Here is a 12,943-nt window from a genome sequence, read left to right on the forward strand (position 1 = left end):
TGCCACCTTTCAACAAGACAGCGCACGTATCGATCTTTCATGCTCTTAACCACCACTCCACTCGATCTAAAGTCTTCGGACCTTGGGGTTCGGTTCGGCGCTCCCATGCCACCATCCGTTCTAGCTGAAATCACGGTTGAACCGACCCTCACTCTACCGGGATCGCGCTTCGGCAATGGCCGGCGCTTGCACTTGGCCATCATCGGCGGATCACATGTTGCCACTATCTATGGCGCGGATAATTCCGTACAGCTGCGAGAGGAACTGAGTTGCCATGCTGCGGAGAGCGGGCGGCGGTTGGAGCGAGGCGTCGATAAAGAAAAGGAAGTAGGCCTGCATTCCTACCGCTTTACGGTGGCACCTATGGAATTGGCGGAGTCAGAGTTTCGGCAGCTCGTGCAGTTTTTGCAGAAGAAGGGCGGGGCGGATCCGCGGAGAGTTGGAGAAGAGGCAGCCACACATGTGAGAGATGGGTACGCGCCGCATCTCGCAGAGGAAAAGTGGGACCGATGGCTGGTCGGGGAGTTCCCAGGTGAAGAGCCGGGGCATATCACCGCACTGGCCACGACATGGCACGATCCTGGGCAGGTGCAGTGGAAAACCTGGCACCTCTATCCCCACGAACGCGTAGCAGTGATTAGCCGGTCAACATTCACGCGGAGGGATTGCGCAGAAAGAAAGTCTGCAGCGCCGTTAAGCTATAGGGAAGCGGCAACGTTTCCGAAGAACACCCGCAGTTGACGAAAGGACCAAAAGCGATCATGAGCTACAAAGCTTGGCGAGTAGTCGGTATTCTCGCGATCATCGGTGCTGTGATCGCTTTCGTGTTGTTCTTGGGTGCAGCGAAAAACCCGCAGAACTACATCCGCGATAACTATCAATCCGTAGGCTCTAATACTTACCGATGCACCGGGGATACCAAGAAAACGGCAGATCGGATTGCCTCGGCAACTAATCCCAAGGCTCGAGCGACCGATTCTGCGACGGGTGAGCACTACTTGCGTTACAGCAATAAGATCGTGAGAGTCTCCCAGCAAGGCCCTACTGGGTGCCTCATCACGGTGGAATCGGACAGTCGTTATCGGTCGGGCGGATTCATTTACCTCGGCCCTGGATTCAACCCCTCGTCACCTTCTGGATCATCTGGCGGGTCGTCGGGCTCAGGCGGTGGCGTGAAGTGATCACCGTTATTCACATCGTTACAACTCAAGGACACTCATGATCGCTCAATACTCAGAGGTGTTTTACGCAGCCGCCTCCGATTCCTCGATGGTTTCACCCGTATTGGCCACCGTTGCATACTTCGTTTTGGCCATCGCCATCTTGGGGGTTGCTTTTCTTGTTCAAGACATTCTGACGCCCGGCGATCTGCGGCGACAAACCTTCGTTGAACACCTGCCCAATGCGGGTGTGATGGTGGGAGCCCAAGTGATCGCGATCGGTTTGGTGGTGGCGACTGCCATCGCCACCACAGAGCCCGACCTCGCCAGTGGGTTGATCCACGTAACGGTGTACTCCCTGGTTGGATTGTTCTTGCAAAGCCTGTTCCTTGTGCTCATGGAAGTTTTAGTGCCAGGGAGATTCCGCGATCTCATCAACGATCCGAAACTGCGCAGCTCGGCCGTGGTAACCGGGGTGGCCCTCGTGGTCGTGGGTGCTATTAATGCCGTATGCCTGACGTAGTGGAGCGGGGCGGGGCGCCGGTTAAAAACCAACCACCCGAAGGGAGTGCCGCCAAGCGTGCAACAAGCGGCGCGCAGCCCACCGCGATGAGTGGCTGGCAACGGTTCCTACTGCTTGTTTCCGTTGCGATCTGCGCGGCCTCGGGACTGGTATACGAGCTAGCGCTGATTTCCCTGTCGACGAGTTTGAATGGCGGCTCGATTGTAGAAACCAGTTTGATTGTGGCGGGCTTCGTGGCGGCGCTTGGCTTAGGAGCGTTGCTGGCCAAACCCCTACTGCGCTTGCCCGAGTTTTCCTTCCTCATGGTGGAAGCTGCGCTGGGTTTGCTGGGCGGGATCAGCGCCACGGTGCTGTATGTGGTGTTCGCGAAACTAGGAGCTTCGCTATTAGTGACGGTGCTTGCCACACTGTTTATCGGTTCGCTGGTGGGCACCGAGCTTCCGCTGTTAATGTCCATGTACCAGCGGGGTCGGCTGGTTGATGCTCGGTCTAGCGGTTCGGCGCTGGCCACACTGAATGTTGCGGATTATGTGGGCGCGCTGTTGGGTGGGCTGGCATGGCCTTTCGTCTTGCTCCCGTGGCTGGGGTTGATGCGCGGTACCGCGGCATCCGGCCTGCTGAACATTGTGGCGGCCTTGGTTATCACCCTGGTAGTACTGCGGAAATTCATGCCTGCTTGGCAGGTGACGACGGTGACCGCAAGCCTGCTGGCCAGCGGTGCCATTTTGATTGTGCTGCTGATGGGAAGCGACGGGATCGTCACCACTGCCCGGCAACAGCTGTACCAAGACCCAGTGGTCTACGCGGAACAAACGCAGTACCAAGACATTGTGGTGACCGAGTGGAAGGGGGATCGGCGGTTATTCCTTAACGGGGGATTGCAGTACTCCACGCGCGACGAATACCGCTACACCGAATCCCTGGTGTATCCCGCGGTAACCGATGACAGCAAAAATGCGCTGATTATTGGCGGTGGTGATGGGTTGGCGGCCCGAGAATTGCTGCGAATGCCACAGATCGAATCCATCACTAACGTCGAATTGGATCCAGCCATGGTGCGGGTGGCAAACACGGTGCTGCGTGAGGACAACCGGGGAGCGTTCCAGGATACCCGGGTTCACGTGGTTACCGACGATGCGTTTTCGTGGGTGCGCGAAGGCAGGGGCAAAGCCGCAGCAGAGGCGCTTGTAGGTGGCGGAAAAGCGGTTTTCGATACCGTCATCGTAGATTTATCTGATCCCGATTCGGATGCGATGGCCCGGCTGTATTCGCAGGAGTTTTATGGAATGCTGCTGGAATTAGTGGATCCACGGAAAGGGCAGCTGGTGGTGCAATCGGGCAGTGCTTTTACTACCCCGGATGTGTTTAACCGCGTGCGCAGCACGTTGCAGACGGCGGGGTGTAGAAACGTTGTGCCTTATCACGTGCACGTGCCGACGTTCGGTGACTGGGGGTTCAACCTGTGTACCCAGCCGGGAAGGAAGCTGCAATTGCCTGCGCAGCTGCCTGATCTGCGGTTTATGGACGAAGATGTCCTTCATGCGGCAGGGGTTTTCCCTAAAGACAACGCCCTAAAAGATTTGGAGCCCTCCACGCTGGATCATCCCAAAATCGTGGAGGACTTGCGCCGGGGCTACCGACAAGCTGGCGAGTAGGACTTAGCCCTTGTAGCGCTCAATGGCCTCATCCAGAATGCGCTCTGCCTCGGCCTTATCACCCCAACCGGAGCCGTTAACTTCCTTACCTGGCTCCAAGTCCTTGTAGTGGACGAAGAAGTGCTCGATTTCGTTGCGAGTGAACTGGTCGACATCGTCGATGTCCTTGTAGTTATCGAAACGCACGTCGTCCAGCACACACAGTAGCTTGTCATCGCCACCGGCCTCATCGGTCATCTTGAAAACACCAACTGGGCGGGCATTGACAACCACGCCAGGGAACAGTGGCTCTGGGAGGATGACCAGTGCGTCCAATGGGTCGCCGTCCTCACCGAGGGTGTGGTCGATGAAGCCGTAGTCCGCTGGGTAGGCCATGGGGGTGAACAGGTAGCGGTCCAGGTGCACCTTGCCCGTCTCGTGGTCGATTTCGTACTTATTGCGGGAACCCTTGGGGATCTCGATGGTTACTTTGATCTTCTTGCTCATGGCACACAGTCTATAGGTACGTCGGAGGTCATGAGTGTTTGCACGCGGTGAAGCCGGGAATCTGTGGGCGTGGTGGATCTCGCGGAACTGACGACTGCGGATCACGTGGAACTGTCGATGAAAGCGCAGCGATGTCGCGCCGGCTTGCTAGGGTGTGGTTCGTGAAGAAACGGAAATCCCTTGGTCGTTGGATCGCCAGTGTCATCGCATTCTTTGTGGTGGTCGCACTGGTCGCCGTCGGTGCGCTGTGGTGGGCTAATCACAATCGATACCACGTGGAAGCTGCCGAACCACTGCGTGAGGCGCAGTCGGCTGTGAAACCGGCAATCGGGGATTCCGGCAGCGTTCCGGATGTGCGGGCTGCCGTGGCCAAAGCGGCGAAAGATCCGGCATTGGGACGGCTTTCGGCGGCGGTGACTGACGTGCAAACCGGGAAGATGTTGTGGAGCGCGGATCCGCAGCGCCCCCTGGTTCCAGCATCATCTACCAAAGTTCTCACAGCTGCCGCAGCAGTATTGGCGTTGCAAGGCGATCAACGACAATCAACGAAGGTTTTGCACGATGGCAAGGGCAATCTCACCATCGTGAGTGATGGTGACGTGACATTGAGCAGCGGCAAGGGGGAATCCCTCTACACACAGCCGGGAAAGATCAGCGACTTGGCCAAGCAGGTTCAAGACAAGCTCGGTTCCACCACGGTCGCTAGCATCACCGTGGACAATAGTGCCCGTGCCGGGGATGTTTTCAACTCCACGTGGGATAAGGCGGACATCGTGATGGGGAACGTGGCCAATCTGGATGCCGTTATGTTGGATGCCGGCAGGATTGATGCCACTGAACCCTACTCGGCCCGCAGTCGTACTCCCGGCTCCGATGTGGCCGCGGAACTAGCAAAGCAGCTTGGTGCCAAGGGCGCGAAGATTTCGTTGACAGACGATGCAGTACCGAACCCAGGGCAGCCTATCGCCGAAGTGACATCGGCCCCGCTGGATATTCGTTTGCGGGACATGATGGTACACAGCGATAACTTGTTGGCAGAATCTATTGGCCGACAGATCGCGCAGGCGCGGAATAAGCCCCACACATTTAAAGGTGCGACGGAAGCCACTATGGAGGTATTGCATGAAGCGGGGATCGATCTGAAGAATTGCGTGTTACACGACAATAGTGGAATGAGCGATAAGAATCGTTTGACCGCAAAAACACTGGACGAAGTGTTGGCGAACGAGAAAACGCGGCCGTTGCTGGACATGCTGCCGGTCTCCAGCGCGGAGGGCACTTTGCAGGATCGCTATGGCGATGGATCCGGCGCCGAAACAGCGGCCGGGTGGGTGCGTGCTAAAACCGGCACGCTCTCTGGCGTGAGTGCGCTGGCCGGGACCGTCACCACCAAGGACGGGCGCCCTGTGACGTTTGCATTCCTCTCCAACGGCTCGGACGTTGGCAGTGCCCGCCCTGCTCTGGACAAGCTAGCGGCCGCGCTGCGCAACGCGGAGTAACGGGGTTTGCCGTAATGCCTAACATCCCGAGCGTACGGACGGCTTTCCGTCAGTGGATGAACATTGTGCGCACGGACTTCCCCCACCTCGCTCACTACCTAGATGGGCCGGTAATCGTGGGACTATCTGGGGGCGCCGATTCGCTGGCACTGCTGGTCACGGCTGTTAACGCGGGGTTGGAAGTACATGCCGTCAGCGTTGATCATGGATTACAGGACGGCTCCGATCTTGTATCGGAACGGGCCTGCCAGCAAGCCCGAAACGTTGGGGCCACATCCGCGCGCACAATTGCGGTGCAGTGCGCCGCCGATGATGAAGCCGAAGCCCGCGCAGCGCGGTATCGGGCGCTGGGAAGTGCGGCTGCGGGAGCACCCGTTCTGGTGGCCCACACCGCCAGTGATGACGCCGAAGGGGTCCTAGTTTCCCTCGCCCGGGGTTCGGGGTTGGACTCCGTGGCGGGAATGCGTGCGGTCACTGAGGATCACCCCGTAGTCACCGCTGGGGCGAGGTGGCTTGGGCGACCGTTTCTAACGTGCGACCGCAAAGCCACGGAACACGCGTGCCAGGAAGCAGGTTTAACGTGGTGGGAAGATCCGCACAACCGCTACGAAAAATACTTGCGGTCCCGTGTTCGCCACCAGCTGATGCCGCAGATAGAAAGCATTGTGGGGGAACACGCCCCGGATGCTTTAGCGCGTAGCGCGCGCCAATTTCGGGCCGATTCCGATGCACTGAGGGCGATTGCCCGCAGGGAAATGGGGACGGTTGTCAGCAGGGCGTCGAATAAAAAAGAACCCCAGGAAACCCGGCTGAACTGCGAAAAGCTGGCCAGCCTGCCGGTGGCCCTACGCAGTCGGATCTACAAACTATGGCTGGCGGACGTGGCGGGACCGCTAACGAGTGCGCATCTCGGTGCGATCGACAACCTCGTTGTGCATTGGAAGGGGCAACAACCGACCGCGATTCCGTGGACGGCTGACAATTCCCTACAGTGGCACGTAGAAGTGTTAGCGGATCTGCCCGAGAATGCGGGGGAGACGGGACACTCGCATAGAATAGGCGACATGCGCCGAACCCACCGGTTGGCTGTTCAACGGACCGACGGTGAGCTGCGCTACTGTGCCATTCCGCGTCGACGAGAATGAAACAGTAGGCGGGGTTGTTGGACGTGTTGGACGAAGAACGTGGACCCATCGCTTGGGTCAGGGTTTTGGCCCAACACCCCAGCAGACCCAGCACCGCAGCAGAGCCACGACCGTAGCGGCCCAGCACCGCAACAGGTGGGCGAAGCACGTGAGGGCCACAGCCTCCCCGGCTTTCGACAATTAAAAACGCAATGAAACCACAATGAACTTAGGGATGCGCACTGACATGCACAACGAGAAGAATTCTAACGTTCCAGCAAATGCCTATGGCGATGACTTGGAAAGTGTTCTCATCGACGAAGAAACCCTTCACAACCGCATTGCAGAAATGGCGAAGGCATGCTCCGAACGCTACCGAGACGTGGAAGAAGACCTCGTGCTGATCTGCGTGCTCAAGGGCGCGGTGTACTTCATCACCGATTTCGCACGCGCACTCGATATCCCCAGCCAGCAGGAGTTCATGGCGGTATCCTCCTACGGGAACTCCACTAGCTCGTCGGGAGTGGTGCGCATCCTCAAGGACTTGGACCGCGATATCGAAGGCCGCAATGTGCTGATCGTTGAGGACATTATCGACTCGGGCTTGACCTTGTCTTGGCTGCTGAAGAACCTGGCCAACCGCCGCCCGAAGTCCCTGGGGGTGGTGACGTTGCTGCGTAAACCGGAGGCCGTGAAAGTGAACATTGAACTCGAAGACGTTGGGTTCGACATCCCGAACGAATTCGTGGTTGGGTACGGACTGGATTTCGCTGAGCGTTACCGGGACATCCCTTTTGTTGGCACGTTGCGCCCCAGTGTGTACCAAACGAACTCGTAGCAATTTAGGCCCTGTGCGCAGGCCCCGGCTGGGGTAGCGAACTTTTTTACGACGCCCCTCGCTGCGCACGACACACGACTAGCCCAGGTATTCGGGCTGATTATCGAAAGAACCCCTGACAGGAAATATGGAAAAGAAAAAGGTTTTGCGGATTGCCGGCTTAGTGGCGACAGTCCTCATTGTGATCTACCTGTTCGGTGTGCTCACCGATTCCACGCGTGGATTCAGCAAGGTAGAAACATCTATCGCTGTCCAGCAGCTGAAGGACAAAAACGTTGCCGAGGCGCAGATTAACGATCGGGAGCAGGAAGTTCAGCTGAAGCTGAAAAAGCCGATCAACGTCGAAGGTAAAGACGGCGTTGAGAAGCTGATCGCCAGCTACCCAGCCCGTACCGCGCCCGAGATCTACAAGTCCGTTGAGGAATCCCAACCGGAGAAGTTCGACACCAAGGTCACCCAAGATAGCTTCCTGGGGTCTTTGGCAATGATGGTTCTGCCGTTATTGCTGGTATTCGGCCTACTGATGTTCCTATTCTCCCGCATGCAGGGCAGTGGTGGCCCAATGGGCGCACTGGGCTTTGGTAAGTCGAAAGCGAAGCAGCTTAATAAGGACAACCCAGATACCACTTTCGACGATGTTGCCGGCGCCGATGAGGCCGTGGAAGAACTGGACGAGATCCGTGATTTCTTGTCTGATCCCACTCGTTACGAAAAACTCGGCGCGAAGATCCCGCGTGGTGTGCTGTTGTACGGTCCTCCGGGTACGGGTAAGACTTTGTTGGCCCGCGCCGTAGCTGGTGAGGCCGGGGTGCCGTTCTACACCATTTCCGGTTCGGACTTCGTGGAAATGTTCGTGGGTGTGGGTGCCTCCCGTGTGCGCGATTTGTTCCAGCAGGCGAAGGAGAACTCGCCGTGCATCATCTTTGTCGATGAGATCGACGCCGTCGGTCGTCAGCGTGGCTCGGGCATGGGCGGTGGCCACGATGAGCGTGAGCAGACGCTCAACCAGCTGCTGGTGGAGATGGACGGCTTCGGCGATCGCGAGGGTGTGATCCTCATGGCCGCGACCAACCGCCCTGATATCTTGGATCCCGCATTGCTGCGCCCAGGGCGCTTCGATCGCCAGATTCCGGTTACTAACCCGGATCTGAACGGCCGTGAGCAGATCTTGCGTGTACACGCCAAGGGCAAGCCGTTGGCTCCAGATGTGGATTTGCGTTCCCTGGCGAAGCGCACAGCTGGAATGTCCGGTGCGGATTTGGAGAATGTGCTTAACGAAGCAGCGCTGTTGACTGCTCGGGTGGATGGCAACGTCATCACTCCGGATGCGCTGGAAGAAGCCACGGACCGTGTGGTGGGTGGCCCACGCCGTAGCTCCACGATCATTAGTGAGCATGAAAAGAAGGTCACCGCTTACCACGAGGGTGGCCACACCCTGGCTGCATGGGCGATGAAGGATATCGACCGTGTGTACAAGGTGACGATCCTCGCCCGTGGTAGGACTGGTGGTCATGCCATGACCGCCAGCGAAGACGATAAGGGCATGTACAACCGTTCGGAGTTGTTCGCTCGTTTGGTATTCGCGATGGGTGGCCGTGCCGCGGAGGAGCTGGTGTTTGGTAATCCAACCACGGGCGCGTCCGCCGATATTGAGATGGCTTCCAACACTGCCCGCGCCATGGTGACGGAATACGGCATGTCCCCACGAGTGGGGGCCGTGAAGTACGGCCAAAATGACGGCGATCCGTTCAGTAATCGCGGTGGCGGGCAGGGTAGCAGCCTGCCTTCTGAGGACGTAGCTGCGCAGATCGATAACGAAGTGCGCATGCTGATGGACAAGGCGCAGCAAATTGCCTACGAAGTTCTGCGTGAACACCGTGAGTACCTAGATAAGCTGGCTGCGAAGCTGCTGGAAAAGGAAACTCTTCGCCGTCCGGATCTGGAGGCCATCTTCGAGGGCATTGAACCCCGCGAGGTTGCTGATGTATTCCCCGGTCAAGATGTGGATCGTCCAAAGGACTTCCGTGTCCCAGTGAAGACTCCCGCTGAGCTAGCGAAAGAGCGTGGCGAAGAACCCCCGAAGCGTAACGACTTCTTCTCTGCAGCGCGCCGAGCCCGGATGGAGCGCCGTCGCAAGGCACAGGAAGAGCAGTTACGTCAGCAGGAACAGGGGGGCAATGCCGTGCCAGTTGCTCCAGAGGGGTTGCAGCAGGGCCAACCGGGTCAGCAATGGCAGCCACAGCAGGGGCAATCTGATCAGCAATGGCAGCCACAACAGGGGCAACCGGGTCAGCGGTGGCAGCCACAACAGGACCAGCCAGGTATCAACAATGGCCAGTACGGTCAGTTCCCTCAAGGACCTCAATTCCCACAGGGGCCACAAGGACCGCAAGGACCGCAGGGACCTCAGGGGCAGCAGAACAACACCGGAGGAGTAAGCATCCCAGCGGAGCAGATGCGTGGATTCCGCTTGCCTGACCATGAGCAGCCGGACAACCCGTGGCCAGAAGAAAAACCCGTGAAGCCTCAGACGCCATTTGATAATCACGATGCACAGGCCACGAACGTCATCCCCCGTGTGCAGGGGACTGGTGATGCACAGGATAAAAGTATTCTTAACCGCCGTAACCAGGACAGCCACGGTGACCACGAAAATGATGGCAACCGTGAAAACCCTAACCACAATGCAGAAGCTGATTCCACCCCAGCTGAGCCCAATCGCCCGGCGCACCCCGGACTAGGCCAGTACCCACTGGACCTTCCGGGCGAGGAGGATTCCGATGGCGGCCGTCACCACCGCCCGGACGCCCCGCACGAACCACAGCAAAACCCATATGGAAAGGGGATCGATGGTGAGCGATAGTCCGCAGCCGATTGATACTGACGATACGGGCAATTCGTTTCCCACCTTTGACCGTGAGCGTGCGGAAGCCGCGGTTCGTGAACTGCTATTCGCCGTAGGTGAGAATCCGGATCGAGAGGGGCTCAAAGATACTCCCGCGCGCGTGGCACGCGCCTATGAGGAGATTTTCGCAGGGTTGTATACCGATCCAACTGAGGTACTCAATAAGACTTTCAGTGAGGATCACCGCGAGCTGGTCCTCGTTCGCGATATCCCGTTCTATTCCACGTGCGAGCACCACCTGGTTCCGTTCTTCGGTCATGCTCATATCGGCTACATCCCTGGCCAGTCCGGCAAGGTCACGGGCCTGTCCAAGTTAGCGCGCTTGATAGACGGCCTGGGTAAGCGTCCGCAAGTCCAGGAACGCCTTACTTCGCAGGTTGCTGACGCGCTCATGGAACGTCTGGAGGCCACCGCCGTCATCGTTGTCATCGAGGCCGAGCACTTGTGCATGGCCATGCGCGGTATCCGCAAACCTGGTGCTAACACGGTTACTTCCGCAGTCCGCGGCGGGTTCCGTACCAATGCCAGCTCGCGTGCTGAGGCCATGGCGTTGATCCAACGCGGCAGGTAGTACAGGTTTTTCGCTTACACTTTCGATTGCACGAAAGGTCTTTTATGTCCGACGCCCGGCTGACCCCATCCCCATTCTCCGTCGCGCGCTGGCTTTCCCCGACGAAGGTCATGGGCATTCTCAACGTCACGGAGGATTCGTTTTCTGACGGTGGATCCAACCCGGATACCGGCACAGCGGTGCGCAATGCTCGCGCGATGCTCTTGGCCGGGGCGGAGATCATCGATATTGGTGGTGAATCCACCCGCCCCGGCGCCACCCGCGTGTCTCCTGAAACGGAGGCCGCTCGGGTGGTTCCAGTTGTTCGCGAGCTCGCGGAGCTCGCCCAGGAATCCCCCAGCCGTCCTTTCGCTACCAGCATCGATACTATGCGTGCATCGACTGCCCGCATGGCACTCGAAGCTGGGGCTACGTATATCAACGATGTGTCGGGTGGCCTCGCAGACCCCGACATGCTGTCGGTATGTGCGGATTTTGGCTGCCCTGTGATCCTCATGCATTGGGATAAAGAATGGGGTGGTGCATCTGCTCGCGTTGGGGCAGAAGGCTACCGTGATCACGGCACGGATATCGTCACCGAGGTTTCCACGTGGCTGCTATCGCGGGTGGAAGAAGCGGAGAGGCGTGGCGTCGATAAAACGAAGATCTATCTGGACCCCGGAATTGGGTTTGCAAAAAGCCCGCGCGATAACTGGCAGTTGTTGCGCGGATTGGATCGCATCGTTGATCTGGGGTTTCCGGTCCTCGTGGGGGCTAGCCGCAAGCGCTTCCTCACTGCATTGCGCCCCGGTGCTGACGGGAACCCTGGCACCCCGGAATCGGCGGACGATGCAACCGCTGCGGTGACGAGCTTGTCGGCCATGGCTGGCGCGTGGGCGGTGCGAGTGCATAATGTAGCTCCATCGAAGGCTGCGGTGGATGTGATCCACGCGGCGCGCACTGGTGACGGCCCGCAGGTGGCCGAGGAATGGAGGGCCAAGCGTGGCTGATCGCATTGAACTGATCGGGCTGGAGGCCTACGGCTATCACGGAGTTTTCGATCATGAAAAAACACAGGGCCAGAAGTTCCTCATCGACATTGTCGTGTGGACGGATTTCGGCGCTGCAGCTCATTCCGATGAGTTGGCCGATACGATTTCCTACGTGGACCTGGCCGATATCGCGGTAGAGGAGGTTCAGTCTGCGGGCTCTAAAGGCGCTGGTCACGATCTGATCGAGACGCTCGCTTCGCGCATCGCCGACCGCATCAATGACATCGCCGGTGTGCATGCAGTTGAGGTTACGGTGCATAAGCCACAAGCGCCGATTGAGTACCCGTTTTCCGATGTACGCGTAGTGGCCCGCCGCAACGCAAAGTCCCGTGGGTAGCGGACCTGTGTTTTCCGGTGTGGGTGAGGCAGGTAGCAACCACGGCGGCACGAGCGAACCCATAGCGGGTGGCGCCTCGGCAGTCCCCGTCGCGCGTGAAGCCAGTAGCGAACAGCGTGGGTGGCCCCGCAGCCGGCACAGCAGCTTCGCGGTGCTGTCCCTCGGCAGCAATGTCTCCGGTGACACCCCAAGTCCCGCGCACCAGCTTGCCCGCGCAATAGAGTTGTTGTGCGCACATCCGGACGTGCAGTTGGCGGAAGCTTCGCGTTTGTTTGCCACACCCCCTTGGGGTGGCGTGAGCCAGGAGGAATTCCGTAACGCCACGGTCAGCGTGCGCACCCGCCTGTCACCCCTCGAGTTGCTGCATCATTGCCAGTCCATTGAGCGTGCTGCCGATCGTCGTCGCGAGGTTCGCTGGGGGCCGCGCACCCTTGACGTGGATCTTTTGGCTTTATTTACCGACGCCCACGAGCCCCTCATGTCCGCAGGGCAGTGGGGGGATGAACTGATTTTGCCGCATCCCTATGCGCACCAGCGTGCCTTTGTCTTGATTCCATGGCTGGATTTGCCAAGTGCAGGAAAACCGTGGTGTGTCGTACCCGCGCAGAATGGCATCAAGACGGTGGCCCAGTGGTTGGATTTGGTGGATCCCCAAGAAAAAACAGGAGTGGTTCCAGTGGATGAATCAGTGTGGGGGACGAGCGTGGCGTCGGTAAAGAAAGAAGACCAGTGAGTCGCACTCTGTAGGAACTGGGGTTCGAACGCTGCGGGGTGGCGTCGGTAAAGAAAGAAGACCAGTGAGTCGCACTCTGCG

13 protein-coding genes are annotated in these 12,943 nt (G+C 58.6%); 12 read left to right on the forward strand and 1 reads right to left on the reverse strand.

All coding sequences use genetic code 11. The features are described 5' to 3' along the window. The first annotated feature begins 39 nt into the window (after nucleotides 1-39). Genes CAURIC_RS01780 through CAURIC_RS01795 form a run of 4 tightly spaced genes read left to right on the forward strand, consistent with a single transcriptional unit; the run spans nucleotide 40 to nucleotide 3,338 of the window. Nucleotides 40-741: a DUF2617 family protein gene (locus CAURIC_RS01780; protein ID WP_290183114.1), complete on the forward strand. Its 702-nt coding sequence runs from the start codon at nucleotides 40-42 to the stop codon at nucleotides 739-741. A 20-nt stretch (nucleotides 742-761) separates the two neighbouring features. Next, complete coding sequence (locus tag CAURIC_RS01785; protein WP_035114585.1) at nucleotides 762-1,181, forward strand: DUF4247 domain-containing protein; 420 nt, start codon at nucleotides 762-764, stop codon at nucleotides 1,179-1,181. A gap of 37 nt (nucleotides 1,182-1,218) precedes the next feature. Next, nucleotides 1,219-1,683 carry a DUF350 domain-containing protein gene (locus tag CAURIC_RS01790; protein WP_290183116.1) on the forward strand — a complete coding sequence of 155 codons (465 nt, stop codon included), beginning with the start codon at nucleotides 1,219-1,221 and terminating at the stop codon, nucleotides 1,681-1,683. After that, complete coding sequence (locus CAURIC_RS01795; RefSeq protein ID WP_084588177.1) at nucleotides 1,671-3,338, forward strand: polyamine aminopropyltransferase; 1,668 nt, start codon at nucleotides 1,671-1,673, stop codon at nucleotides 3,336-3,338. Before CAURIC_RS01790 ends, CAURIC_RS01795 begins: the two co-directional genes overlap by 13 nt. A 3-nt stretch (nucleotides 3,339-3,341) precedes the next feature. On the opposite strand, the gene CAURIC_RS01800 is transcribed toward CAURIC_RS01795, so the two are convergent. Then, on the reverse strand, nucleotides 3,342-3,824 hold the full coding sequence (locus CAURIC_RS01800) for an inorganic diphosphatase (protein WP_290183119.1): 483 nt from the start codon (nucleotides 3,822-3,824) through the stop codon (nucleotides 3,342-3,344). 161 nt (nucleotides 3,825-3,985) lie between these two features. Here CAURIC_RS01800 and dacB point away from each other — a divergent pair, with 161 nt between their 5' ends. From dacB to folK, 8 genes are all read left to right on the forward strand, one after another. After that, on the forward strand, nucleotides 3,986-5,323 hold the full coding sequence (gene dacB, locus CAURIC_RS01805; protein WP_290183121.1) for a D-alanyl-D-alanine carboxypeptidase/D-alanyl-D-alanine endopeptidase: 1,338 nt from the start codon (nucleotides 3,986-3,988) through the stop codon (nucleotides 5,321-5,323). 14 nt (nucleotides 5,324-5,337) lie between these two features. Beyond that, nucleotides 5,338-6,468 carry a tRNA lysidine(34) synthetase TilS gene (gene tilS / locus CAURIC_RS01810; RefSeq protein ID WP_035114579.1) on the forward strand — a complete coding sequence of 377 codons (1,131 nt, stop codon included), beginning with the start codon at nucleotides 5,338-5,340 and terminating at the stop codon, nucleotides 6,466-6,468. A gap of 226 nt (nucleotides 6,469-6,694) precedes the next feature. Next, the gene (hpt, locus tag CAURIC_RS01815; protein WP_035114697.1) at nucleotides 6,695-7,285 is read left to right on the forward strand and encodes a hypoxanthine phosphoribosyltransferase; all 591 of its coding nucleotides are present in this window, start codon (nucleotides 6,695-6,697) and stop codon (nucleotides 7,283-7,285) included. A 127-nt stretch (nucleotides 7,286-7,412) separates the two neighbouring features. Then, the gene (ftsH, locus tag CAURIC_RS01820; protein WP_035114578.1) at nucleotides 7,413-10,148 is read left to right on the forward strand and encodes an ATP-dependent zinc metalloprotease FtsH; all 2,736 of its coding nucleotides are present in this window, start codon (nucleotides 7,413-7,415) and stop codon (nucleotides 10,146-10,148) included. Continuing rightward, on the forward strand, nucleotides 10,135-10,761 hold the full coding sequence (gene folE, locus CAURIC_RS01825; protein ID WP_052095039.1) for a GTP cyclohydrolase I FolE: 627 nt from the start codon (nucleotides 10,135-10,137) through the stop codon (nucleotides 10,759-10,761). The genes ftsH and folE overlap by 14 nt, the downstream gene beginning before the upstream one ends. Nucleotides 10,762-10,805: 44 nt before the next feature. Further along, nucleotides 10,806-11,750, forward strand: coding sequence for a dihydropteroate synthase (gene folP, locus CAURIC_RS01830; RefSeq protein WP_084588176.1), 945 nt, complete (start codon nucleotides 10,806-10,808; stop codon nucleotides 11,748-11,750). Beyond that, entirely contained in the window at nucleotides 11,743-12,129 is a 387-nt protein-coding gene (gene folB / locus CAURIC_RS01835; RefSeq protein WP_070434858.1) for a dihydroneopterin aldolase, read from the forward strand. Before folP ends, folB begins: the two co-directional genes overlap by 8 nt. Beyond that, nucleotides 12,122-12,862 (forward strand): 2-amino-4-hydroxy-6-hydroxymethyldihydropteridine diphosphokinase, encoded by a 741-nt coding sequence (folK, locus tag CAURIC_RS01840; protein WP_290183127.1) that lies wholly within the window; start codon nucleotides 12,122-12,124, stop codon nucleotides 12,860-12,862. Before folB ends, folK begins: the two co-directional genes overlap by 8 nt. The last annotated feature ends 81 nt before the right edge of the window (nucleotides 12,863-12,943 follow it).

Source organism: Corynebacterium auriscanis (assembly GCF_030408435.1).
Lineage (GTDB): Bacteria > Actinomycetota > Actinomycetes > Mycobacteriales > Mycobacteriaceae > Corynebacterium > Corynebacterium auriscanis.

What these genes read in the sequence shown, in the direction of transcription:
- ftsH (WP_035114578.1), top strand. Translation starts at nt 7,413, where the DNA reads ATGGAAAAGAAAAAGGTTTTGCGGATTGCCGGCTTAGTGGCGACAGTC.
- folP (WP_084588176.1), top strand. Translation starts at nt 10,806, where the DNA reads ATGTCCGACGCCCGGCTGACCCCATCCCCATTCTCCGTCGCGCGCTGG.
- tilS (WP_035114579.1), top strand. Translation starts at nt 5,338, where the DNA reads ATGCCTAACATCCCGAGCGTACGGACGGCTTTCCGTCAGTGGATGAAC.
- CAURIC_RS01785 (WP_035114585.1), top strand. Translation starts at nt 762, where the DNA reads ATGAGCTACAAAGCTTGGCGAGTAGTCGGTATTCTCGCGATCATCGGT.
- hpt (WP_035114697.1), top strand. Translation starts at nt 6,695, where the DNA reads ATGCACAACGAGAAGAATTCTAACGTTCCAGCAAATGCCTATGGCGAT.
- CAURIC_RS01790 (WP_290183116.1), top strand. Translation starts at nt 1,219, where the DNA reads ATGATCGCTCAATACTCAGAGGTGTTTTACGCAGCCGCCTCCGATTCC.
- CAURIC_RS01795 (WP_084588177.1), top strand. Translation starts at nt 1,671, where the DNA reads ATGCCTGACGTAGTGGAGCGGGGCGGGGCGCCGGTTAAAAACCAACCA.
- folE (WP_052095039.1), top strand. Translation starts at nt 10,135, where the DNA reads ATGGTGAGCGATAGTCCGCAGCCGATTGATACTGACGATACGGGCAAT.
- CAURIC_RS01780 (WP_290183114.1), top strand. Translation starts at nt 40, where the DNA reads ATGCTCTTAACCACCACTCCACTCGATCTAAAGTCTTCGGACCTTGGG.
- CAURIC_RS01800 (WP_290183119.1), bottom strand. Translation starts at nt 3,824, where the DNA reads ATGAGCAAGAAGATCAAAGTAACCATCGAGATCCCCAAGGGTTCCCGC.